The sequence below is a fragment of the Micromonospora sp. KC606 genome, from assembly GCF_004348675.1.
Classification (GTDB): Bacteria; Actinomycetota; Actinomycetes; order Mycobacteriales; family Micromonosporaceae; genus Micromonospora.
In genome coordinates this window covers 1-22,922 of sequence record NZ_SMKN01000050.1, presented here as the reverse complement: position 1 = coordinate 22,922, position 22,922 = coordinate 1, and the positions used below count along the sequence as shown (strand labels likewise).

The following is a 22,922-nucleotide window of genomic DNA, read 5'->3' as shown; positions in this document are numbered from 1 at the left end:
GGCTTCCGCGCCGGTCGATCGGCCAGGAGCCGGGTGGGGCGGGCCGCTGCTCACAGTCGCAGCGCCTCCGGGGCGTGCAGCCGCAGCATGGTGGCCCCCACGTCGGCCGGCGCCCGGTGGCGGGTCGCCATGGAGGCCGCGACCATCACGGTGAAGGCCAACGGCACCGTCCAGGCGGCCGGCTGCGCGACGAGCGTGGCCGGCCAGCCCGACAGGGGTGGACCGAGGACGGTGACCAGCACCGCGCCGATCGCCGCCCCGCCGCCGGCCAGCACACCCGCCGCCGCGCCCAGGTCGGTCAGCCCGCGCCACCAGATGCCGAGCACCAGCAGCGGGCAGAAGCTGGACGCGGCGACGGCGAAGGCCAGCCCCACCACCTGCGAGACGTCCAGCCCGGAGACGTTCAGGGCGAGCACCGTCGGCACCCCACCGGCGATAACCGTGGCCAGCCGGAACCCGCGTACCGAGCCACGCCCCAGCACGTCCGTGGAGACCACCCCGGCCACACTGGTGAGCAGCCCCGAGGAGGTGGAGAGGAAGGCCGCGAACGCGCCGGCCGCGACCAGCGCGGCGAGCAGCCGGCCGGTGGTCCCGTCGCCGAGCGCCGCTCCGGGCAGCAGCAGCACCACCGCGTCGGTCTGCCCGGTGACCAGCAGTTGTGGGGTGTATATCCGGCCGAGCACGCCGTAGAGGGTGGGCAACAGGTAGAAGACACCGACCAGGCCGAGCACCACCAGCGTGGTGCGTCTGGCCGCCGCCCCGTCCGGGTTGGTGTAGAAGCGGACCAGCACGTGCGGCAGCCCCATGGTGCCGAGGAAGGTGGCCAGGATCAGCGAGTACGTGGCGAACAGTCCCCGGTCGTCGTCCCCGGCGGCGCTGGGCAGCAGCCAGTCCGCGCCGTCGGCCACCCCGGAGACCGCCGGCACCGGGTCACCGGCGGCGAAGGTCAACTCGTCGCCGGGGCGTACCTGCCGGATGGTGCCGTCGGCGAAGGTGAGCGCCGCGCGGTTCTCGACCACGACGGTGGTCGCGCTCCGGAACGCCGGCCCGTCGGGCGGGGTCACCGCGGGGCGGGCGTCGGCCTGCCACTGCAGCATCAGGAAGATCGCGGGTACGGCGAGCGCGGTCAGCTTCAGCCAGTACTGGAACGCCTGGACGAAGGTCACCGCCCGCATCCCGCCCAGCGCCACGTTCGCGGTGACCACCGCCGCGACCAGCAGCGCCCCGACCGGGTACGGCGCACCGGCCACCGTGGCCAGGGTCAGCCCGGCGCCCTGGAGTTGCGGCACCAGGTAGAGCCAGCCGATGAAGATGACGAAGACGGTGGCCAGGGTGCGCAGCCGGCGCGAGCCGAGCCGCAACTCGCAGAAATCGGGCAGGGTGAACGCGCCGGAGCGGCGCAGCGGCGCGGCCACGAAGAGCAGCAGGGCGAGGTACCCGGCGGCGAAGCCGACCGGGTACCAGAGCACGTCGACGCCGTACTTCAGGACCAGCCCGGCGATGCCGAGGAAACTGGCGGCCGAGAGGTACTCGCCACCGATGGCGGCGGCGTTCCACGTCGGGCTGATCGCCCGGGAGGCGACCAGGAAGTCGGAGGTGGTCCGGGCCAGTCGCAGCCCGTAGAAGCCGATGACGAGGGTGACCAGGGTGACCGCGACGATGGCCGGGACGACGAAGCCGTTGCCCACCTCAGCGCTCCGGCCGCTGGACCAGGTCGGTGAAGTCCTGCTCGTTGCGCTCGGCGAGCCGTACGTACGCCCAGCCGACCCCGATCAGGAACGGAAAGGAGACCACCCCGAGCAGTAGCCAGGGCAGGTTGACGCCGAGCAGGGTGACCCGACCGACGGTGGGGGCGATCGCGAAGAGCCAGGGCAGCCCGCCCAGCCCGACCAGCACCACCAGGGAGAGCCGCAGTGCCAGCGAGAGCTGGGCGCGGACGAGCCCGCGCACCAGCGCGTCGCCGACCCGGGTCTGCTGGGTCAGCTCGGCGCGGGTGCGGGCGGCCCGGTCGTCGGGGCGGGACACCTCGGCCAGCACGACCCGCGTCCTGGGCCGCGGTTGTGGCGCGCGGGGTGCGGGCACCCGGTCGTCGGCGGTCATCTGGGCAGTCTCGCCTGCTCAGCAGGGATGTCAAGGGGCCCGGGAGTGGGTTGTGGATAACCTGTGGGCAAAGCGGTGGTCGCTGTGGACAACCGGCCGCAGAGACGAATTAAGGCACCATTATGTCTCGATGGGTTCACCCCTCGTATTAAGTCCGGGTAGCTTCTTGCCGGTCTTGATCCGGCCCCCTACGCTGAGGCGGCAATTGCCTGTCTCCTCACCTCACACGGGGTTTCTATGCGCAGATTCCGCACTGTCCTCGGCGTGACCCTCGCCGGAGCATGCGCCCTGACCGCGGTGCCGGCCACGGCGTCCGCGGCTCCCTCCACCGCCCTGCAGCAGCAGGCGTTGGCCGACTCCGCAGGCACCTACTACCCGGTCTCGCCGGCCCGCCTGATGGACACCCGTTCCGGCCTCGGCGCGCCGAAGGCGAAGCTCGGCCCGCTGAGCAAGGTCGACCTCCAGGTCGCCGGCCGCGGTGGCGTACCCGCCAGCGGCGTCGGCGCGGTCGTGCTGAACGTGACCATCACCGGCCCGACGGCGGACAGCTTCGTCACCGCCTACCCGGCGGGTGAGGCCCGGCCGGACGCCTCGTCGATCAACTTTGCCACGGGGTGGCTGGGCTCCAACAACGTCACCGTCAAGCTCGGTGCCGGCGGCAAGGTCTCCGTCTACAACCGTAACGGATCCACCGACGTGGTGGTCGATGTGGTCGGCTACTACGCCGCAGACAACTCGTTCCCCGCCGCGGGTGGACAGTACGAGTGGTACGAGCCGGAGCGGATCTTCGACACCCGGAGCGACCCCGAGGGCAAGCCGCCGGCGGGCAGCACGCTGGAGTACTCGCTCAACTTCAACGAGGTGGGCGGCCCGGACGTCAACTCGCACATCAAGACCCTGGTCTTCAACCTCACCGCGGTCGCCCCGGCCAAGGCCGGCTTCCTGACCGCGTGGTCCGGCGCCACCGGCCGGCCGACCTCCTCGACCGTCAACTACGGCGCGAACGTCAACGTGCCGAACGTGGCGTTCGTTCAGACCACCCCGTGCACCGGCAGCGAGCCGGGGCAGTGGTGCGAGCCGGGCGCGCCGAAGTTCAAGATCTACACTTCGGCCGCCGCACACGTCCTGGTCGACTTCGTCGGCGCGGTCGACGACGGCTACTCGCCGTACGGCATGCGGTTCCAGCCGCAGAGCCCGACCCGGATCGTGGACAGCCGCACGAACAAGGGCATCAGCGGCGCGCTGGGCGCGGGCGCCACCGCCCGGGTCGACGTGCCGGCCGAGCTGGTCACCGCCGACACCGGCGTGGCGGTCATGAACGTGACCGCGGTGAAGCCGACCAAGAACACGGTCATCACCGTGTGGCCGGCCGACGTCCCGGGCATCGAGAAGCCCGACTCCAGCAACCTCAACCCGTACGTGAACCAGGTCGTGTCCAACGCGGTGCTCGGCATCATCGAGCCGACCGCCGCGTTCAAGGTGCACAACCACACCGGCTCCACCCACCTGGTGGCGGACCTCGTCGGCACCTTCTACTACCCGTCGGCGACGACCGCGCGGAACCTCGCCGGGAAGGCGCAGCCGCGCAAGGCGGAAGTCACCGGCTCCTCGCACCGCTGACCGACGCGGTAACACCGAATCGGTAATCCGAAAGGGCGTTCTGGCCGACGGCCGGAACGCCCTTTCGCGTACCGGCCGAACGGTCGCTGATGCGCCGAGCGGGCCGAGCAGCCTGCCGCTGGTTGATCACCGGTCCCTTCCTGGCCGCGATTCCTTCCTTCCTCTACCAGGGGTTCACATGCATCGAATCCGCGCCGTTCTTACCGTGCTCGCCGTCGCGGCCGGTACGACGGCGGTGGCGCCGGCGGTCGCCCAGGCCGCGCCCACCGCCGCCCACACCGCGATCACCGCCGACCGTGGTGAACACGGCCCCACCCCCGTCCCCGTCTCTGACGTCTGGACTCCGGACAACGCCGTGGTCACCGGCACCTCCTCGGCAGGAGACGCACTGCGGCTGAAGGCGGTCCGCGGTGACCGCTTCATCGAGATTGACCTCGCTCCGCCGACCGGATCGGCGTGGACCGCCGGACAGATGTACCTGGCAGCTCGGTTCGCGGACGCCGACAAAGCCAGGATCGACATCCGCACCCCGGGAGCGGCCTGCAACACCGTCACCGCCGCCGTCACCGTGGTCGAGGTCGCCCGGGACCCGGGCACCGAGCTGGTGAAATCGTTTGCCGCGTCGTACGAGTTCCAGTGCGGTACCGACCGGGGCGTGCTGAGCGGGGACCTGCGCTGGAACTCCACCCTGGACTTCACGGCGGCGGTGCCCGAACCGGGCCAGCTCGACCTCGGCCACGTCGAGGTGGGCGGTGCGGGCACCTCCCGTACGGTCACCTTCACTTCCCGGGGCACGCTGCCCCAGGTCTTCGGCACCGCAGTGGTGTGGGGGTCCGGGGCGGCCCAGTTCGCCCTCACCGCCGACGCCTGCTCCGGTCGTACGGTTGCTCCCGGTGAAAGCTGCGCGATCACCGTCGCCACCCGGGCCACCCTGACCGGTCCGCACGCTGCCACTCTGCTGCTGCCCGACAACAGCAGCCGCGGCGTCCGGCTGGTTCCCATGTCCTACGGCGCTGCCTACGGTGTCACCGGCATGTACTACCCGCTGCCGCCCCAGCGCCTGATGGACACGCGCAGCGGGCTGGGCGGGCACCAGGGGAAGATCGGTGCCCGGCAGACCGTCGACCTGCTGGTTCAGGGGCGTGGCGGTGTGCCGGCCGGAGCCGGATCGGTGGTGCTGAACGTGACGGTGACCAACGCGACGGCCGCCGGTTTCCTCAACGTCTTCCCCACCGGCAATGACCGCCCCAACGCCTCGTCGGTCAACTTCCCGGCCGGGTGGCTCGGTTCCAACAACGTCACGGTGAAGCTCGGCTGGGAAGGCAAGATCTCGATCTACAACCACGCCGGCAGCACCGACGTGGTGGTCGACGTGGTCGGCTTCTACGCCGGTGACCACCTGGACCTGGCGAAGGAGGGCGTCGGCGGCAACTACGCCCCGCTGACCCCGACCCGGCTGTTCGACTCGCGGCGCACCGGTGGCGTAATCCCGGCGGGCGGCGCGGTGCGGCTCTGGGCCGACTTCGGCCCGGAGCTGAGCGGACACGTCCGGGGGCTGGTGCTGAACGTGACGGCGGTCAAGTCGGAGCGGGCCGGCTTCCTCTCCGTCTGGTCGGGCGAGGGGGCCGTGCCGACAGCCTCCACCGTCAACCACCCCGCCGGCACGGTGGTGCCGAACCTGACCATCGTCCGGACCGGCCGATGTGTCGACTGCGGCCCGAGGCACGTGGTGCCGTCGTTCGCCGTGTACACCAAGCAGACCTCGCACATCGTGGTCGACGTGGTCGGTGTGATGGACGACGGGCAGGTCGCCGACGGCATGCGGTTCCGCCCGCTGTGGCCGACCCGGGTGCTGGACAGCCGCGCCGGGATCGGCTTCGCCGGCCCCCTCGGCCCGAACGCCAGCCGCTCGGTTCCTCTGCACGACGTGGAGCAGCTCCCCCGGGACGCCGAGGCGCTGGTGACGAACGTGACCGCAGTGGCTCCGAGCACCGACACCGTCGTCACCGTTTGGCAGATGGGCCTGCCGAAGCCGGCGACGAGCAACCTGAACCCGGCCGCTGGGCAGACTGTGTCGAATGCCGTGATCCCCGGGCTCGGGCTGCCCTGGTTCGACGTGCACAACCATGCGGGCAGCACGCACGTGGTGGTCGACGTGGTCGGCACGTTCCACCGCCACCCCGGCACATCGACCGGTGAGCTGCCCCGGGGCACCTCCCGGTACGCGGTCGTCGACTCGGGGAGCCGCGTCCTGCGCTGAGCCGTCCCGACAGGGCGCCCCGGGCCGTCCGGGGCGCCCTGTGGCGTACCCGGAACCTTTCCGGCCCGTGGGGAGTGGGGTTGGTGAAGGAGGGAGGTGACGACGATCCGATCTCGGAGGTGTACGCCGGCTGCTACCGGCGGCTCGTGGTCCAGTTGTACGCGGTGACGGGTGACCTGAACGAGGCGCAGGAGTCGGTCCAGGAAGCATTCACCCGCGCGCTCGCCGCGCCCCGCCGCTTCGCCGGGCTCGACAACCCGGAGGCGTGGCTGCGCCGGGTGGCGGTGAACGTGGCCCGCAGCCGGCACCGGCGTCGTCGGATCCTGGACGGGCTGCTGCGTCGGATCGGCCCGCCGCCGGCCGTTGTCGCCGCCCTGCTCGGCATGGCGGTGCTTCCGATGGCGGCCGGTACGCGTGGGTCCGAGTGGTCCGGTCCGGACGAGCCGACCGCGCGCCCGGACCGAGCCACCCGGCTGCACCTGACCGGCCCGGAGTCGGGCGTGGGCGTGGAGCAGCGCGTCTGCTCCCTCCGGTTCGCCCACACTGAGGACGGGGGGCACCGGTGGAGCGACTACGCCGCCGCCCAGTACCGGGCCACCACCTGCCGATCCGACCAGGCGGGGTACGAGGACGCCGATCTGGAGTTCGCCGTCCTCGGGCAGCGTTCCTACCTGGTGCGGGACGGTGCTGCGCTGCGGCTCTCCACCGACCACGGCCGCACCTGGCGGGACGCGGAGCAGACGATGGTGAGCGTCGCCGCCTTCCCGGCGACGGCTCGGCCCGTTTTCCGTCAGCAGGGGTGCGATGTGCTGCCCGGACCGGTCGCGGTCGAGCCGTCCACCGGGACGGTCTACCGGCTCGTCGGACAGCCACCGTCGCCGTACCCGCCGTCCGGCATCTACCCGAGCCCGGACGGGACGATCTGGATGGTCCACTACCCGGGAGAGATGGAACTGCCCATGGTGGTGGCCCGGAGCGCGGACCGGGGCGCCACCTGGAACTCGTGGCGACCGGCTGCTGGCGCTCACGTGCAGGCGGTGGTCGGGTTGAGTGAGCAGGAGGCGTACCTGCTGATCGATCCACCGCCACCTCCCGGGGCACCGCCGATGGCCGTGGCGGGTCCGGTCCAGTTGCTGCGAACCACCGACGGTCGCTGGAGTGACTCAGGTCACCTGTTCCAGTCCTGCTTGGCCGCCCGCACCAGCTTGTCCTTCAGCTCCCGGGTGTGCCGCCGGCTCACCGGCAGCTCCGTCGAGTCGACCACCACCACGTACCCCGAGTTGACCAGCCGCAGCTCGGCGATGAGCTTCAACTGCACCAGGTACGACCGGTGGATCCGGACGAACCCGGCGTCCGCCCAGCGCTCCGCGAGGGTCGCCAGCGACACCCGGACCAGGTGCGAGCCGTCGGCGGTGTGCAGCCGCGCGTAGTCGCCCTGCGCCTCCACCCAGCGCACCGCCGAGCGGGGCAGCATCCGGGTCGTCCCGGCCAACTCGACCGGGATGGTCGGATCCTCCTCGGCCCGGGCGAGAGCCGCCGGATGCGAGGGAACCACCCGGGAGCCGATCACCCGGCGCAACGACTCGGCCAGCCGCTCGGCGCGGACCGGTTTGCGGACATAGTCGGTGGCGCCCAGGTCGAAGGCGTCCGCCGCACCGTCGTCGTACGCGGTGACGAACACGATCGACGGCGGCCGGGCGAAGCGGCGCAGCACCCGGGCCAGCTCCATGCCGTCCAGGCCGGGCATCCGGATGTCCAGGAAGACCACGTCCACGTCGGTGTCGCGGAGCACCCGCAGCGCCTCGGTGGCGTCGCCCGCCGTGTGCAGCCGGGCCACCCGTGGGTCGGCCCGCAGGTGGTACGCCAGCTCGTCCAGCGCCGGCGGCTCGTCGTCGACCGCCAGCACCCGGAGGAAACCGGTGGTGCTCACCGCGCCGACCCGGTCGGCCCGCTCGCTCACGAACCCGCCCGTACGCCGGGGTGGAACTTCGGCACCCGCAGGCTCACCTTCGTACCCGAGCCGGGGCCGGTCTCGACGACCAGACCGAACCGGTCCCCGAAGACCGACCGGAGCCGCTCGTCGACGTTGGAGAGGCCGACGTGCTGGCCCGGGTCGTCGGTCGGGTCGCTGCCGGCGCGGGCCAGCTCGGCGATGCCCGCCCGCAGCGTGGCCGGATCCATACCCACTCCGTCGTCCTCCACCGTGATGTGACACTCCGCGCCCGCGTCCCGGGCCTCGATGCTCACCATGCCGGTGCCGGGCTTGCGGGACAACCCGTGCCGCACGGCGTTCTCCACCAGCGGCTGGAGGCACAGGAACGGCAGGGTCACCGGCAGCACCTCCGGCGCGATCTGCAACCGCACCTGCAACCGGTCGCCGAACCGCGCCCGTTCGATGGTCAGGTAGCGGTCGATCGAGCGCAGCTCCTCGGCGAGCGTGGTGAACTCGCCGTGTGCCCGGAAGGAGTACCGGGTGAACTCGGCGAACTCCAGGATCAGTTCCCGGGCCCGCTCCGGGTCGGTGCGGACGAACGAGCCGATCGCGGTCAACGCGTTGTAGATGAAGTGCGGGCTGATCTGGGCGCGCAGCGCCCGTACCTCGGCCCGGGCCAGCCGCTCCCGGGACGACTCCAGCTCGGCGAGGGCGAGTTGGTCGCCGGCCCAGTGCGCGGTCTCCAGGGTGGCCTGCACCAGCCCCGGCGCGGGTGGGCCGTCGGCGACCGCGACCAGCGCGCCGACCACCCGGCCGTCCGCGCTCAGCGGGGCCAGCACCGCGCCACGTACCGGGCAGTCCACCCGGTCGCAGCCCAGCTCCGGCTCGCCGAGCACCGTCGACCGGCCCGTCTCCACGGTGCGCCGGGCCGCCGCGAGCAGCTGGTCGCCGTGGTGCCCGCCGCGGCCGTCGAGGGCGAGCAGTTCCGCCCGGTCGGTCAGCGCCAGCCCGGCCGCGCCCACCAGGGCCCGCAGGTGGCGTACGGCCTTCGTCGCGCCCGCCACGGTGAGCCCGGCGCGCAGCGGCTCGGCGGCCAGGCCGGCGGTGTGCAGCACCTCGTACGTGGCCCGCTGGGTGGCGGTGGCGATGCCGCGCCGGCCGCGCAGCCGCAGCACCGCCCAGAGCGCCGCAGCCAGCGCGGTGACCAGCGAGACGACGCCGACGACGGCGGAGAGGTTGCCACCCACGCAGCGATCCTGGCCTGTCCGGGCCGTTCCGCCAAGGGGTCAGTACGCGCCCTTGCGGGCCAGCACCACGCCCACCGTCCGCCACAGGATGCTCAGGTCGTACGCCAGCGACCAGTTGTCGACGTAGTAGAGGTCCAACCGGACCGCCTCGTCCCAGGACAGGTCGGAGCGGCCGGAGACCTGCCACAGCCCGGTCATACCCGGGCGAACCAGCAGACGGCGTCGCACGTCGCCCAGGAAGTCGCCGTCGTCGGCGGGGAGCGGACGCGGCCCCACCAGCGACATCTCGCCCCAGAGCACGTTGATCAGCTGGGGTAGCTCGTCCAGCGACGAGGCGCGCAGGAAGCGGCCGACCGGGAAGACCCGAGGGTCCTGCTTCATCTTGAACAACATGCCGTCGGTTTCGTTCTGGTCGACCAGGCCGGCCAGCCGCTCCTCGGCGTCGACGTACATGGTCCGGAACTTCCAGACCTGGAAGGTGCGGCCCTCGTGACCGACCCGGGGCTGGCGGAAGAAGACCGGCCCGGGGTCGGAGAGCCGGATGGCGACCGCGATCGCGACGAAGACCGGGATCAGCAGCAGCAGGCCCAGCCCGGCGGCGACCCGGTCCATCAGGTTCTTGGCCAGCAGCGCCGGACCCGACAGGGTCGGCTCCTCGACGTACAGCAGCGGCAGGCCCTCGATCGGGCGGATGTGCACCCGGGGACCGGCGATGTCGGTCAGTTGCGGGGCGACCACCAGATCGACGCCGGAGCCCTCCAGCTGCCAGGCCAGCCGGCGCAGCTCACCCGGCTCCGCGCTGGCGGAGCCGCAGACCGCGATGGTGTCGCCGCCGACCTCGCGGACCAGGGCGAGGACGTCGCGTCCGGCGTACACCGGCACGGGGGTCTGGATGCCCCGGGCGGCGGCGTACCCGTCGGTGATGTGGATGGCGACCGGAACCAGGCCGGCGCCCGGGTTACGGGTGACCGCCGTGTAGACCTCCAGGCACTCCGGCAGGGTGCCGACCAGCACCATCCGATGCCCGGCGTGACCGGCCCGGCGCCGCACGGCGTGCAGCGTGAACCGGGCGAGCAACCGCCCCACCAGGATCAGGATCAACGCCCCGAGCAGGGCGAAGCCGACCGACCAGCGGGACAGGTCGGTTTTGGTGGCGAAGGCGATGAAGGAGACCGTGGCGGCCACCGCGACCCCGCCACGGATCACCCGTTTGAACTCGTCCGGGCCGAGCCCCAGGTAGCGCCGGTCGTACGCCCGGTTGCCCCAGAGGATGACCACCCAGCCGAGCGGCAACAGCAGGAACGCCACGGTGTAGAACCAGGTCGGATCTTCCTGGGCGTTGTAGAACCCGGCTCGTGCCTGCCCGAACGCCTCCTGGGCGATCCAGTCCGCCAGCACCACGGCGGCGAAGTCGAGCAACAGGAGGGCAGCGGTGTACGGCCGGTGCCAGCGGGACACCCGGCGACGGGCACGAGCCCACGCCGACCGGGGCACGCCGTTGTGCGACGGCGGTGTCGGCGGCTGGATCTCGAAGCTGTCGACGTGCCGCACTACTTTGCTCCGGCCTATGTAGGTTCCCGGGCGCTGGAGGCTTGTCGTCACCTCAACCCATGTCCTCCCGCATGACACGCGCCGCTCACTCGCAGTGAGGTACGCACGTCGCCCACCGTTCCAGTCTCCCACGCGGGCAGCGAGCCGGACGCGGACCCGAGGGACATTGCGTCAGGTGTTGCCGGCGGGGGATCCGGCCGGCTCCAGGTCACTTTGGAAGCCGGGGACCGAGCCACTATACCGATGGATGAGGGGTCGGGTAGAGGCGCGGAGGGGCACGTTCCACGCGCCGGGGGCGATTCCTCTCCGTAATCGGGGAGTGTTGTTACTCACCGTACGAGGCGGGACAACCGACGGTCAGCGAGGGGTTTTCCCCCGGTCTGGCAGGTCGGGCAGTACTGGAGGCTCGAGTCGGCGAACGAGACCTCCCGGACGGTGTCGCCGCAGACCGGGCAGGGCAGCCCGGTCCGGGCGTGCACCTTCAGCCCCGAGCGCTTCTCGCTCTTCAGCTCCGCTGCCCGCTGCCCCACCGACCTGCGGACCGCGTCGCCGAGGACCGCCCGGGTCGCCGCGTGCAGGGCGGCGAGCTGGTCGTCGGCGAGCCGGTCGGTGAGCGCGAACGGGGACAGCTTCGCCGCATGCAGGATCTCGTCGGAGTACGCGTTGCCGACGCCGGCGAGCACCCCCTGGTCGGTCAGCACCCCCTTGACCTGGCCCCGGCGGCTGCGCATCCGCTCGGCGAAGGTCGCCAGGTCGGCGTCGAGCGCGTCCGGGCCGAGCCTGGCCACCCCGGGCACCTGCGCCGGGTCGGTCACCAGGTACGCGGCCAGCTTCTTCTGGGTGCCGGCCTCGGTCAGGTCGAAACCGGACCCGTCGTCGAGGCGTAGCCGAAGGGCGATCGGGCCCTTCCCGGGGCGCAACGGGACGGTGGACGCGAACGCCTCCCGGTAGTGCAGCCAGCCCGATCGGGCCAGGTGCACAACAAGGTGCACGCCGCCGTCGAAGACCACGTCGAGGAACTTGCCGTGTCGCCGGGCGGCCACCACGTCCCGGCCCGACACCGCCTCCGGCGCCGGGTCGAACGTCTTCAGGGCGCTGATCGCGGCGACCTCCATCCGGCCGACCCGCCGCCCCACCGCGCGCTCACGCAGGTAACCCGCGAGCGCCTCCACCTCCGGTAGTTCGGGCACGGTCCAACGGTAGCCTTCTTTCCCGTGAGCGCGAGGAATGAGCTTGCGAGTCCCGCAGTCGGGAACGAAAGGCCAGCCCCGTGAGCGCGAGGAGTGAGCTTGCGAGTCCCGCAGTCGCGAGCAGAGGTCGGGTCAGTCGCGAACGAAAGGCAAGCCCCGTGAGGATCGTGGTGGCGCACAACCGGTACCGGGAAGCCCAGCCCTCCGGCGAGAACACCATGGTCGACTCCGAGATCGCCCAGCTCACGGCGGCCGGCGTCGAGGTGCTGCCGTTCATCCGCAGTTCCGACGAGATCCCGTCGATGTCACGGACGGCCAAGGCGCTGCTGCCGATCTCCCCAATCTGGGCGCCCCGCGCCCAGGAGGACCTGAGCCGCCTGCTCACCACGCACCGGCCGGACGTGCTTCACCTGCACAACCCGTACCCGCTGCTCTCGCCGTGGGTGGTGCGCACGGCGCACCGGCACGGCGTGCCGGTGGTGCAGACGGTGCACAACTACCGGCAGGTCTGCTCCTCCGGCATCTACTTTCGCGACGGGGTGATCTGCCAGGACTGCAAGGGCCGGGCGCTGGGCGTCCCGGCGATCGTGCACCGCTGCTACCGGGGCTCGGCGGTGCAGAGCGCGCTGATGGCGACCACCCTCGCCGTGCACCGGGGAACCTGGCGGTCGGTGGACCGTTTCATCGCGCTGACCTCGGCGATCGCCGACCACCTGCGGGACTACGGCATCCCGGCCGACCGGATCGTGGTCAAACCCAACTCGGTGCCCGACCCGGGCATGCCGTCGCCGCTCGGCGACGGCTTTCTCTACCTGGCCCGGCTCACGCCGGAGAAGGGCCTCGACCTGTTGCTGGCGGCGTGGCGCCGGCATCCGGTGGGCAGCCTGGGCACGCTCCGGGTGGCCGGCGACGGTGAACTGCGCCCGCTGGTCGAGGCGGCCGCCGCCGAACGTGCCGACGTGGTCTACCTCGGCCAGCTCGACCGCGCCGGGGTACGGGCCGCGGTCGAGGCGAGCGCGGTGGTGATCGCCGCCGCGATGTGGCACGACGTGCTGCCGACCGTGATCATCGAGGCGTTGGCCAGCGGGCGGCCGGTGCTGGGCACCGCGCTCGGCGGCATCCCGTACCTGATCGGGGCGGATGCCCCGCACGAGCCTGCCGGCACCGGCCCGGCCGCCAGCGCCTCCGCCGTCGCCGGTCTCCCTCCGCCGCCGGCAGGCCCGCCGGCGCTGCCGGCGGGCCTGCTCACCGGGGAGGCCGGCTGGGTGGTGCCGCCGGATCCGGCCGCTCTGGCCGCCGCCCTTCCGGTGGCGCGGGCCGGGGCTCCGGCGCTCGCCGCCGCCGCCCGGGCCCGCTACGAGCGCACCTTCCACCCCGACGTGGTCACCAAGCGCCACCTCGACATCTACACAGACCTGGCCGCCACCCGCCGCCGCTGACCCGGTCACCCGGTCCGCCCACCTGGCCCGCCCGCGCGCAGGGCTCGGGCGGGCGGTCGGCGGGCGCGAGATGTGCTCGTACGGGTACTTCCCGCGTCCAGGTCACCCCCGGATGCGCCCGGCTTGAGGGCCCGCCCCGCCGGTGCGGGTCAGGGCGGCGCGTCGGGCGGTCGGTGGTGACGGCACTCCAGGGCACGCGGCCGCGCGGGCCTGCGGAGTGGGGGTGGGGAGAGTCAGCGGAGGGAGGCGCGGGCGGAGAAGGCGATGCTGGCCAGCAGGAAGCCGCCGTTGACGACGGTGAACGCCACGACCACCCAGAAGGTGAGCGCGGGAGCGATCATCAGCACCAGTGCCGCCACGAAGATCACCGCGCCGTAGTCACGGACCAGCTTGACCAGGCGTACCGGCAGGGAGGTCGAGGTGACCATGCTGGCCGCGTTCGGGCCGGACTGCATCACCGAGGTGACCAGGTTGACCATCCAGGTGCCGGCGAAGACCGCCACCAGCCAGGACGGCGTCCCCGGTCGCTGCGCCACGGCAGTCGCCCCGAGCGCGGCGACCAGGGCGATCTGGGCCGCCACGTCGCAGAGCACATCGACCCGGGCCCCTGCCGCGCTGCCCTGACCGGTCACCCGGGCGAGCTGACCGTCGGCGCAGTCCAGGGCGTAGGCGACCTGCCAGCCGACCAGCGCGACCAGCCCGACCGCCCAGGTCGGGACGTCGCCCGCGGCGACCCGCCCGGCGAGTGCCACCACGGTCACCGAGGTGGCCAGGCCGAGCGCCAGGTTGGCGATGGTCAGCGCGGTCGGGCGCAGCCCGAGCCGCTGGGCGACCAGCGCGAAGGCCGCGCCGATCCATTGGCTGACCGACTCGCTGAACAGGCCGCCGCCCCGGTTGACCCGGTGGAAGTCGGCGACGGTGGGACGGGACTCAACCACAGTGGTCGCGGATTGCACCGGCGTAGTCTGCCAGCCGTTCCCGTGTCTCGGAAGGCGACATCGCCAGGTGCTCCAGGATGGTGTACCGGTCCGGCCGGGTGCCGGGCGCGAACTGCACCGCATCGACGAACTGGTCGTCGGTGAGCCCCACGTCGGCGGGTAGCCGGGGCAGCTGGTGCCGTGTCAGGCAGGCTGACATCTCGGCGAACCGGCGGCGGTCGCCGCGCAGCCAGGTGCAGAACAGCGCACCCAGGCCGGCGAGTTCGCCGTGCGAGGCGGTGCCGGGAAAGAGCGCGTCAATGGCGTGCATGATCTCGTGGCAGCCGCCGCTGGCCGGCCGGCTGGTGCCGCAGACCGCCATCGCCAGGCCGCTGCAGATCAACGCCTCGGCGAGCACCGTGACGAACGCGTCGTCGCTCATGTCGCCCGGGTGCGCGAGCACCGCCTCGGCGCCCATCCGGGCCAGCGAGGCGGCCAACCCGTCGACCGGCTCGCCCCGGACCCGCCGGGCCAGCTCCCAGTCGGCCAGCGCGCTGATGTTGCTGACCGCGTCGCCGATGCCCGCCCGATTGGTCCGGTCCGGGCCGCTCTCGACGAAGTCCAGGTCCACGATGACCGCGATCGGGATGTGCACCCCGTAGGACCCCTTGTGGCCCTCGCTGACCAGGCTGGCCACCGGCGAGGCGATGCCGTCGTTGGCCAGGCTGGTCGCCACCGACACCATGGGCAGCCCGCGTCGGGTCGCCGCGTACTTGGCCACGTCTATCGTCTTGCCCCCACCGATGCCGACCACCGCGTCGTACGACCGGGCGCGCAACTTGGCCCCCAGGTCGTCGGCGGCCTCCAGGGTGCCGCCGGAGACGGTGAACACGTCGGCGGAGCGCAACGACGGCCGGATCAGCTCGGCGATCTGTTCGCCCTGACCGGGCCCCACCACCACCGCCACGTCACCGCCGGCGGAGATGCGCCCGTCGGCGAGGATCGCGCCCAGGTCGGCCACCGCCCCCCGCCGCACGTCGATGTGCAGCGGGGTGAGCACCATACGGGCTAGTAGCGGCACGCGATCTCCCGTGCCCGGGCCAGGTCCTCGTGGTTGTCGACCTCGACCCAGGCCACGTCCCCGATCGGCGCCGCCCGTACCTCGCCGCCGCGGTCGGCGAACTCCTGGTAGCCGTCCTCGTAGTAGAGGTTCGGGTCGCGCCGCCAGGTCGCCTCCAGGGCGTCGGCGAGTGCGTCGGCCACCTGCGGCTCGATCAGCGTCGCGCCGATGTACTCGCCGTACGCCTCGCCAGGGTCCATCAGCTTGGTGATCCGGGTGAGCTGGCCGGCGGCGTCGAAGGTGGTCTTCATCTCCTCCTCGGCCAGCGTCTTGATGGTGTCGACGGCGAGCAGGATGCCCGGGCCGCGCTCGGCCAGCAGGGTCTTCTCCACGCTCACCGGGTGGACGGTGTCGCCGTTGACCAGCAGCACGCCCCGGGCGAAGTGCTCCCGGGCCAGCCAGAGCGAGTAGGCGTTGTTCCACTCCTCGGCCCTGTCGTTGTGCACCAGGGCGAGCGTGACGCCGTAGCGTTCCTCCAGCTCCGCCTGGCGGGAGACGACCGCGTCGGCGGCGTACCCGACGACGATCGCGATCTCGGTCAGCCCCACCTCAGCCAGGTTGCGTAGCGCGATGTCGAGGATGGTGGTGTCACCGTCCACCGGCACCAACGCCTTGGGCAGCGTGTCGGTGTACGGCCGCAGCCGGCGTCCCGCGCCGGCCGCCAGCACCATCCCGATCATGTGGGGTCCTCCCTCGTACGACTCCCAGGTCACCGTGGAGGATAGCCGCGCGTGACGACGGGCCCTTCGCCAACCGGACGATCAGCCGGGCAGGGCGGCAAGGTCGGCCAGCACGGCGAGCCGTTCCTCGGCGTCGAGTCCGGCGTACGGGCCGGCGGCGCGGCGGTCCGTCTCCAGCTCGATCGCCCGGCGTTCCGGCCCCGGCGGCAGTTCGGCGACGCTGACGGCGGTGTGCCCGGCGGCGGTCCACGCCGCGGCGTGCGCGTCGGCCCGGTGGTAGCGCAGCGTGCCGAGCCGGTTGAGCAGCAGCACCCCGGGCGGAGTGCCGTCCGGCTCGTACGGCGGGGCCATGGCGGCGAAGGCCGGCCCCGGCTCGGCGTCCGGCTCCCCGGCCAGCAGCAGCGCCAACCCGAGCACCCGGCCGAACGCCTCGACCAGCCGCAGTACCCGGTCGTCGTGCCCGGCCCACAACTCCTCGGTCACCTCGGCGTGCACCTGGTAGATCTCGGCGAGGAAGCCGGCGCCGCGTTCGGTGGCGGTGAGGCCGCCGTCCGGCCGCCGCATGATCATCCCGTGTGCGACCTGTTTGTCGAGGGCCCGTTGGCAGGTGGCCGGGTCGCGGTACCGGGTGACGGCGGCGAAGCCGGCCCCGTCGACGGCGCCGCCCGGTGCGGCGAGCCGGGTGCGGAACTCCACCAGGAAGCCGGTGGCCGCCGGCCCGCCGTACCGCTGGCTCAGCTCGGCGCCGCCGCCGTCCCGGCCGGCGAGCATGCCCGCGACGAAGATCCGGTCGACCGCCGGGGCGACCAGCCCGGCGAACCGGTGCGGCGGCAGGTCGACGCCCGGGCTCACGGACCGGTCGATCGAAGCGCGGCGACGTCGTCCCCGTGTACACCGCCGCTGTCCTGGAATGGGGAAAGCGAGGGCCGCTCGGCCGGTCGGAGCCGGAGGGACATGCGGGCGTCGTCCACGGTCAGCGCACCGGCGCAGCGGGGAGGCTCGGGGGGCACGTGAAGGACACTAGCGAGCGGATCGCGGTCGCGCCGCTGCCCGCTCTTGTCCCGACCTGCCGGCAGGCCCACCATGTGGGGTACCGGGTGCCACCGTCCCACAGGGGTGATGCGTGATGCAGGTTCGGGAAGCGATGTCCAAGCAGGTTCTCGTGGTCGGCCCGGAGCACACGCTCCGCCAGGCGGCCCGGATGATGTCGGCCCGCCGGGTCGGCTCGGCGGTGGTGATCGACCCCGACTCCGAAGGGGTTGGCATCATGACTGAACGCGACGTGCTCAACGCCATCGGAGCCGGGCTCGACTGCGACGTGGAACGGACCAGGGCGCACGTGAGCTGGGATGTCGTCTACGCCGGTCCGGACTGGACGGTGCAGGAGGCTGCCGCGGCGATGGCCCGCGGCGGGTTTCGGCACCTGGTGGTGCTGGACGGTCAGGAGGTGGCCGGGGTCATCTCGGTACGCGACCTGATGCGGGTCTGGTCGCAGGAGCAGGCGATCGGCTGACCGCCCCCGCCGAGGGCTGGTTGACCGGCCCTCGGCAGGGGCGGACGAAAGCGGCATCGGCGCACCTCCGCCCATTGATCACCTGCCCGCATGTTGAACTTGGCGTGTATGCCGGCCGCGGCGGTCGGGGCAGGCCCTAGGCTCGTGCCCATGACCGCCGAGCAGTTGATCTCGTTCGCCCGTGGCGCGCCCTCGTTGGACATCGTGGATGTCGAGGGTCTCAAGGCCGCCGCCGTCCGCGCCTTCGACGCCGACCCCGCCGGGGTCACGGCGTACGGCACCTCCGTCGGCTACCCGCCCCTGCGGAAGTGGATCGCGGAGAAGCACGGGGTCACCCCGGAGCAGGTGCTGATCACCAACGGCTCGCTGCAAGCGGACGCGTTCCTCTTCGACCACCTCGTCGGGCGTGGCGACGCGGTGGTGGTGGAGCGTCCGACCTACGACCGCACCCTGCTCAACCTTCAAGGGATGGGCGGGGAGATCCACGGCGTCTCCGTCGAGCCGGACGGCCTGGACACCGCCGAACTGCGTAAGTTGCTGGAGTCTGGGGTGCGGCCGAAGTTGGCCCACGTCATCCCGAACTACCAGAACCCGGCCGGGGTGACCCTCTCCCTGGAGAAGCGACGCGAACTGCTCGACCTGGCGGCCGAGTACGGGTTCACCCTCTTCGAGGACGACCCGTACGCCGACATCCGGTTCCGCGGTGAGGCGCTGCCGTCGATGCTCTCGCTGGACACCCGCGACGTGGTGGTGCACGCGTCCAGCTTCACCAAGACGGTCTGCCCGGGGGTCCGGGTCGGTTACCTGGTCGGCCCGGCGGACCTGATCTCCGACATCGCCCGGAAGGCCACCAACCTCTATATCTCGCCCGGCATGGTCTCCGAGGCGATCGTGCACCAGTTCTGTGTCTCCGGCGACATCCAGCGGTCGATCGAGACGGTCTCCACCGCCCTGGGCGATCGGGCCCGGGTGCTGGCCGAGTCGCTGCGCCGGCACATCCCCGAGGCCAGCTTCGTGGAGCCGGACGGCGGCTACTTCCTCTGGGTGGAGTTCCCGCAGGACGTGGACGTGGAGAAGCTCGCCCCGGCGGCAGCCGAGCGCGGAGTCGCGGTGGTGAAGGGCAGCGACTTCATGGTCGACGGCGGACGGCACGCGCTGCGGTTGGCCTTCTCGGCGGTGACCGTGGACCGGATCGACGAGGGCGTGCGCCGCCTCGCGGAGGCGGTGGCCGCCGTCCGCGGCTGAATATTTGTCGGGTTTCCGACATTCGAACGGTGACAGCCGGCTCGGGTAACCCCCGGGTCGGCTGTCTGCCGCAGAATGCTGCGAGCGTCGCTCGCGTCCCCGGTCGACCCGTGGACCCTGCTGCACGGCGGCGACGCCCACGGCATTGCCCCCGCCCCCACCGGCGACGGGTGGGCCGGGCCGCCCCTCACCCCCTGCACGCGGTCCGGTCCACCCGGAGCCATCCCCGCGCCGACCTGCTCTCCCGCCGGCGGCGGTCCGGGTGACGCCCGTCACCGCGACCGGCGGGTCGGGGCCGGCACGGCGGCGTACCCTGCAAGCCGCAGCACCGTGGGGAGGAGGACGCCGTGACAGATCGCAGCCAGCGGGAGCGCCCGACGCAGCACACCGGCCGAGTGCTCAGCCCTCGCGCCTGGGCGGCACCCGTCCGCGCCATGTCCCGCATCCTCAACGCCGACGGCTCCCCGCGTATGCCGGAACCGCCCGGGCCGGGCCGCAGCGGGTTGGTGGACTGCGCCCTCTACGTCGGCGGGGAACGGCAGCCCGGCCAGTGGCACTACGCCGACGCGCTGGAAGCCGCCCGCAAGGAACGCGACGCGTTCGTCTGGCTGGGGCTGCACGAGCCCGGCCTGGCCGAGATGACCGCGATCGCCGAGACGTACGGCCTGCACGAGCTGGCTGTGGAGGACGCGGTCAAGGCGCAGCAGCGCCCCAAGCTGGAGCGTTTCGGGGAGGTCAGCTTCCTGGTGCTGCGGACCGCGCGCTACTGCGAGCACACCGAGCTGACCGAGAACTCCGAGGTGGTGGAGACCGGCCAGGTGATGCTCTTCATCGGGCCGGACTTCCTGATCAGCGTCCGGCACGGGGACGCCTGCCGGCTCGCGCCGGTCCGCGCCGACCTGGAGGCCAAGCGGGAGCTGCTGCGGCACGGCAAGTGGGCGGTGGCTTACGCGATCACCGACCGGGTCGTCGACCACTACCTCGAGGTCGCCGACCGACTGGAGGACGACCTCGACGTGCTGGAGGCCGACGTCTTCGCCCCCCAGGGCAGCGGGCGGATCCAGCGGATCTACCAGATGAAGCGGGAGCTGGTGGAGTTCAAGCGGGCGGTGGTGCCGTTGCAGCGACCGCTGCTCACCCTCGTCGCCGAGGTCAACCGGGAGGTGCCGGGGGAGGTGCGGCGTTACTTCCGCGACGTGCAGGACCACCTCAGCCGCACCGTCGAGCATGTCAACTCCTACGACGACCTGCTGAACTCGATCCTGCAGGCGCGGCTGGCGCAGGTCACCGTCGACCAGAACAACGACATGCGCAAGATCGCCGCCTGGGCGGCCATCGCCGCCGTGTGGACCGCGTTCGCCGGCATCTACGGGATGAACTTCGAGAACATGCCCGAGCTGGAGTGGACGTACGGCTATCCGGGTGTGCTGGCCATCATGCTGGCCGTCTCGATCTCGCTGTACCGCTGGTTCCGCCGCAACGGCTGGCTCTGACGGAGGCGGCGGGGCGGGCCCGGCCCGGCCGGAGACGCCGGTGGCGCGGAGGGCACCCCCGCGCCACCGGCGACATCCGTCAGATCAGTGACGGCTCCCGGACCTGGCCGTGCCCTTGCCGAGCGCCTTGGACACGTCGTCCGCCGGTCGGCCGGAGACATCGGTGGCGCCTTCGGCGACCGAGGGCACCTTGTCGTTGGCGTGCACCTTCGGCTGGGTGCCGGGGGTCGTGGTAGAGGCGCTGTCTCCGCCGGCCACCACCGAGCTGCCCGCGCCGGTCGGGCCACCGGCCGTGCCGGCGGCGCTCGACATGGTCGAGGAGTCGGTCACCGGGGCGTCGGTGGCCGTGGGAGTCTCCACCACCAGGGTGTCGACCTCGTCGCTGACCGGGTCGACGGAGCGGGTGGGGTCGTACTCGGCCCACTCCTGCTGCTCGCGGCGGCGGCGCACGGCCATGGCGCCGGCCACGCCGGCGACCGCGCCGGCGGCCAGCAGGCCGGTCATCATGCCGCCCCGCGACTTCTTGCGCTTCTTGAGGTTCCTGGCCTTCGCCTTCCGGCTCATCGCGTCCTGCTTGGCACCGGCGATCTTCCTTCCGGCCACGATCCGGCCCGCCGTCCCGGCCTGGGCGGTGCGCACGGCCAGGACCAGCGGGGTCAGCGCGGCGATCGTCGATCCGAACCCGCTCGACGCCTTGTCACGCACCATCACGGCGGTCGGCGCGACGGCGCCCCGGGCTGCCTGGACCCGCGGGCCGACCGTGACGCCGGCACCCTTCGCCGCGTGCGCCGCGGCCTGCCTCAGGTGACCGATGCCTTGGTTGAGCTCGACCCTCGCGAGCTGCCCCTGGGTCTTGCGCCGCCCGATTCCAAACACGATCCCACCTCCTGGGAGTTGTTCCTTCGTCATCCTCCACCTTCGGATGCCTCCGCACTGCCAGATCGGGCACATGGGAGGATCCGCATGGAACTGACCGACGAGTGAGGAGTACCCGTGGCCGAGGCTGTCTACGCCACCCTGCACACCAACGCCGGCCCGATCCGGCTGGAGCTCTTCCCCCACCACGCGCCGAAGACCGTCCGCAACTTCGTGGACCTGGCTGAGGGCAACAAGGAATACATCGACCCGCGCACGGGCCAGCCGGGCAGCGGCCCGTACTTCGACGGGACCATCTCGCACCGCGTGATCAGCGGATTCATGATCCAGATGGGTGACCCGACCGGCACCGGCCGTGGCGGCCCAGGCTACAAGTTCGGCGACGAGTTCCACCCTGAGCTGCGCTTCGACCGGCCCTACCTGCTGGCCATGGCGAACGCCGGGCCGGGCACCAACGGCTCACAGTTCTTCATCACCGTCGCGCCGACACCGCACCTGAACAACCGGCACACCATCTTCGGCCAGGTGGCCGACGAGCAGTCGGCGAAGGTGGTGGACAGCATCGCGACCACCCCGACCGGCCCCAGCGACCGGCCGGTGCAGGACGTGGTGATCGAGCGGGTCGAGATCGAGCGCACGGCCTGAGGGCGGGCCCGAGGTACCTTTGCACGCATGACTGAACGCCCCGGGCCGGCCGGCGACGCCACCGGTGGGTCGATGCCGACCACGCCGGTCTGCTACCGCCACCCGGACCGGGAGACGTATGTCCGGTGCAGCCGCTGCGAACGACCGATCTGTCCGAACTGCATGCGGGACGCCTCCGTCGGCCACCAGTGCCCGGAGTGCGTGGACGAGGGACGCCGCAGCGTACGGCCGGCACGTACCGCCTTCGGTGGCGGTACGTCCGGCCGTCGCGGCCTCGTCACCCGGACCCTGATCGCCCTGAACCTGCTGGTGATGGTCCTCTCCATCGCCAGCGACCGGGGTGGCGACGCGATGGTCGGCGGCTCCGGCCTGGGCGGTCTGCTCGGCGGCGGCACCCCGTTGACCCAGTGGGGCGCGGTCATCGGCTACGCCTCGTACGTCGATCTCGGGCCGGAGCACGGCGTCGCCGCGGGTGAGTGGTACCGGCTGGTCACCGCGATGTTCCTGCACTACGGCCTGGTACACCTGCTGTTGAACATGTGGGCGCTCTGGGTGCTGGGGCGGGACCTGGAGGCCCTGCTCGGGCCGCTGCGCTTCCTTGCCCTGTATCTGATCGCCGGCCTCGGTGGCAACGTCGCGGCGTACGTGTTCAGCGCACCCAACACCGCCTCGGCGGGTGCCTCGACGGCGGTGTTCGGCCTCTTCGCCGCCGTGTTCGTGCTGATGCGCCGGCTCGGCCGGGACACCTCGGCGATTCTGCCGATCCTGGTGATCAACCTGATCTTCACGTTCACCGTGCCGGGCATCTCCATCCCGGGGCACGTCGGTGGCCTGCTCACCGGCGCGGCGATGGCGTGGGTGCTGGCGTACGCGCCGCGGATGCGCCGGTCGGTCTTCCAATCCGTCGGGGCCGGGATCATCCTGTCGGCGCTGCTCGGTTTGGCCCTGGTACGGACGGCGGCGCTACTCGGCTGACTGTGAGCATGGCGGGGTCGGTTCAGCAGTGGTGAGCTGATAGCCGGCAGCAGTGGGTGTGACTCTTCGTCTGACTGGCTTTGTGTCTTTGGCGGGACTTGTCCGTCCGCTGCTGCCG

At 72.1% G+C, this 22,922-nt stretch carries 19 protein-coding genes and 1 pseudogene; 9 read left to right on the top strand and 11 right to left on the bottom strand.

Annotation, left to right across the window (positions count from 1 at the left end):
* Positions 1-50 precede the first annotated feature (50 nt).
* Positions 51-1,688 (bottom strand): cation acetate symporter, encoded by a 1,638-nt coding sequence (locus E1193_RS13170; RefSeq protein WP_132183473.1) that lies wholly within the window; start codon positions 1,686-1,688, stop codon positions 51-53.
* Position 1,689: 1 nt separating this feature from the next.
* Positions 1,690-2,100 (bottom strand): hypothetical protein, encoded by a 411-nt coding sequence (locus tag E1193_RS13165; protein ID WP_132183472.1) that lies wholly within the window; start codon positions 2,098-2,100, stop codon positions 1,690-1,692.
* Positions 2,101-2,337: 237 nt separating this feature from the next.
* Between E1193_RS13165 and E1193_RS13160 the strand changes: the two genes are divergently transcribed.
* The 3 genes and pseudogenes from E1193_RS13160 to E1193_RS33755 form a co-directional block, all read left to right on the top strand.
* Positions 2,338-3,720 carry a hypothetical protein gene (locus E1193_RS13160; protein ID WP_132183471.1) on the top strand — a complete coding sequence of 461 codons (1,383 nt, stop codon included), beginning with the start codon at positions 2,338-2,340 and terminating at the stop codon, positions 3,718-3,720.
* A gap of 178 nt (positions 3,721-3,898) precedes the next feature.
* Positions 3,899-5,980 carry a choice-of-anchor D domain-containing protein gene (locus E1193_RS13155; RefSeq protein WP_132183470.1) on the top strand — a complete coding sequence of 694 codons (2,082 nt, stop codon included), beginning with the start codon at positions 3,899-3,901 and terminating at the stop codon, positions 5,978-5,980.
* 74 nt (positions 5,981-6,054) lie between these two features.
* Positions 6,055-6,288: pseudogene (locus E1193_RS33755) on the top strand (sigma factor); the annotation flags it as partial.
* A gap of 860 nt (positions 6,289-7,148) precedes the next feature.
* Here E1193_RS33755 and E1193_RS13145 read toward each other — a convergent pair.
* The 4 genes from E1193_RS13145 to E1193_RS13130 all read right to left on the bottom strand — a co-directional run bounded on the left by E1193_RS13145 (position 7,149) and on the right by E1193_RS13130 (position 11,901).
* The gene (locus tag E1193_RS13145; protein ID WP_132183480.1) at positions 7,149-7,910 is read right to left on the bottom strand and encodes a LytTR family DNA-binding domain-containing protein; all 762 of its coding nucleotides are present in this window, start codon (positions 7,908-7,910) and stop codon (positions 7,149-7,151) included.
* A 26-nt stretch (positions 7,911-7,936) separates the two neighbouring features.
* Positions 7,937-9,160: a histidine kinase gene (locus E1193_RS13140; RefSeq protein WP_132183469.1), complete on the bottom strand. Its 1,224-nt coding sequence runs from the start codon at positions 9,158-9,160 to the stop codon at positions 7,937-7,939.
* Between the two features lie 39 nt (positions 9,161-9,199).
* On the bottom strand, positions 9,200-10,711 hold the full coding sequence (locus tag E1193_RS13135; RefSeq protein WP_132183468.1) for a sugar transferase: 1,512 nt from the start codon (positions 10,709-10,711) through the stop codon (positions 9,200-9,202).
* 329 nt (positions 10,712-11,040) lie between these two features.
* Complete coding sequence (locus E1193_RS13130) at positions 11,041-11,901, bottom strand: DNA-formamidopyrimidine glycosylase family protein (protein WP_132183467.1); 861 nt, start codon at positions 11,899-11,901, stop codon at positions 11,041-11,043.
* Positions 11,902-12,059: 158 nt separating this feature from the next.
* Here E1193_RS13130 and E1193_RS13125 point away from each other — a divergent pair, with 158 nt between their 5' ends.
* Positions 12,060-13,340, top strand: a complete 1,281-nt coding sequence (locus E1193_RS13125; protein ID WP_132183466.1) for a glycosyltransferase family 4 protein — start codon at positions 12,060-12,062, stop codon at positions 13,338-13,340.
* Positions 13,341-13,573: 233 nt separating this feature from the next.
* On the opposite strand, the gene E1193_RS13120 is transcribed toward E1193_RS13125, so the two are convergent.
* The 4 genes from E1193_RS13120 to E1193_RS13105 all read right to left on the bottom strand — a co-directional run bounded on the left by E1193_RS13120 (position 13,574) and on the right by E1193_RS13105 (position 16,909).
* Positions 13,574-14,296: a CDP-alcohol phosphatidyltransferase family protein gene (locus E1193_RS13120; protein WP_132183465.1), complete on the bottom strand. Its 723-nt coding sequence runs from the start codon at positions 14,294-14,296 to the stop codon at positions 13,574-13,576.
* Entirely contained in the window at positions 14,271-15,338 is a 1,068-nt protein-coding gene (locus E1193_RS13115) for an iron-containing alcohol dehydrogenase family protein (protein WP_132183464.1), read from the bottom strand. The genes E1193_RS13120 and E1193_RS13115 overlap by 26 nt, the downstream gene beginning before the upstream one ends.
* Positions 15,326-16,057, bottom strand: coding sequence for a phosphocholine cytidylyltransferase family protein (locus tag E1193_RS13110; protein WP_132183463.1), 732 nt, complete (start codon positions 16,055-16,057; stop codon positions 15,326-15,328). Before E1193_RS13110 ends, E1193_RS13115 begins: the two co-directional genes overlap by 13 nt.
* 81 nt (positions 16,058-16,138) lie before the next feature.
* Positions 16,139-16,909, bottom strand: a complete 771-nt coding sequence (locus E1193_RS13105) for a hypothetical protein (RefSeq protein WP_132183462.1) — start codon at positions 16,907-16,909, stop codon at positions 16,139-16,141.
* A 274-nt stretch (positions 16,910-17,183) separates the two neighbouring features.
* Between E1193_RS13105 and E1193_RS13100 the strand changes: the two genes are divergently transcribed.
* The 3 genes from E1193_RS13100 to corA all read left to right on the top strand — a co-directional run bounded on the left by E1193_RS13100 (position 17,184) and on the right by corA (position 20,308).
* Entirely contained in the window at positions 17,184-17,570 is a 387-nt protein-coding gene (locus E1193_RS13100; RefSeq protein ID WP_132183461.1) for a CBS domain-containing protein, read from the top strand.
* 150 nt (positions 17,571-17,720) lie between these two features.
* Positions 17,721-18,815: a PLP-dependent aminotransferase family protein gene (locus E1193_RS13095; protein WP_132183460.1), complete on the top strand. Its 1,095-nt coding sequence runs from the start codon at positions 17,721-17,723 to the stop codon at positions 18,813-18,815.
* A gap of 434 nt (positions 18,816-19,249) precedes the next feature.
* The gene (gene corA, locus E1193_RS13090; RefSeq protein WP_207922685.1) at positions 19,250-20,308 is read left to right on the top strand and encodes a magnesium/cobalt transporter CorA; all 1,059 of its coding nucleotides are present in this window, start codon (positions 19,250-19,252) and stop codon (positions 20,306-20,308) included.
* 84 nt (positions 20,309-20,392) lie between these two features.
* Here the strand turns inward: corA and E1193_RS13085 are convergent, their stop codons facing one another.
* Positions 20,393-21,217, bottom strand: coding sequence for a hypothetical protein (locus tag E1193_RS13085; RefSeq protein ID WP_132183458.1), 825 nt, complete (start codon positions 21,215-21,217; stop codon positions 20,393-20,395).
* Between the two features lie 84 nt (positions 21,218-21,301).
* On the opposite strand from E1193_RS13085, the gene E1193_RS13080 reads away from it, so the two are divergent.
* On the top strand, positions 21,302-21,829 hold the full coding sequence (locus tag E1193_RS13080; protein WP_132183457.1) for a peptidylprolyl isomerase: 528 nt from the start codon (positions 21,302-21,304) through the stop codon (positions 21,827-21,829).
* A 72-nt stretch (positions 21,830-21,901) separates the two neighbouring features.
* Positions 21,902-22,804, top strand: a complete 903-nt coding sequence (locus E1193_RS13075; protein WP_132183479.1) for a rhomboid family intramembrane serine protease — start codon at positions 21,902-21,904, stop codon at positions 22,802-22,804.
* Positions 22,805-22,922: the final 118 nt, after the last annotated feature.

What these genes read in the sequence shown, in the direction of transcription:
- corA (WP_207922685.1), top strand. Translation starts at nt 19,250, where the DNA reads ATGTCCCGCATCCTCAACGCCGACGGCTCCCCGCGTATGCCGGAACCG.
- E1193_RS13110 (WP_132183463.1), bottom strand. Translation starts at nt 16,057, where the DNA reads ATGATCGGGATGGTGCTGGCGGCCGGCGCGGGACGCCGGCTGCGGCCG.
- E1193_RS13085 (WP_132183458.1), bottom strand. Translation starts at nt 21,217, where the DNA reads ATGACGAAGGAACAACTCCCAGGAGGTGGGATCGTGTTTGGAATCGGG.
- E1193_RS13165 (WP_132183472.1), bottom strand. Translation starts at nt 2,100, where the DNA reads ATGACCGCCGACGACCGGGTGCCCGCACCCCGCGCGCCACAACCGCGG.
- E1193_RS13075 (WP_132183479.1), top strand. Translation starts at nt 21,902, where the DNA reads ATGCCGACCACGCCGGTCTGCTACCGCCACCCGGACCGGGAGACGTAT.
- E1193_RS13095 (WP_132183460.1), top strand. Translation starts at nt 17,721, where the DNA reads ATGACCGCCGAGCAGTTGATCTCGTTCGCCCGTGGCGCGCCCTCGTTG.
- E1193_RS13100 (WP_132183461.1), top strand. Translation starts at nt 17,184, where the DNA reads ATGCAGGTTCGGGAAGCGATGTCCAAGCAGGTTCTCGTGGTCGGCCCG.
- E1193_RS13155 (WP_132183470.1), top strand. Translation starts at nt 3,899, where the DNA reads ATGCATCGAATCCGCGCCGTTCTTACCGTGCTCGCCGTCGCGGCCGGT.
- E1193_RS13160 (WP_132183471.1), top strand. Translation starts at nt 2,338, where the DNA reads ATGCGCAGATTCCGCACTGTCCTCGGCGTGACCCTCGCCGGAGCATGC.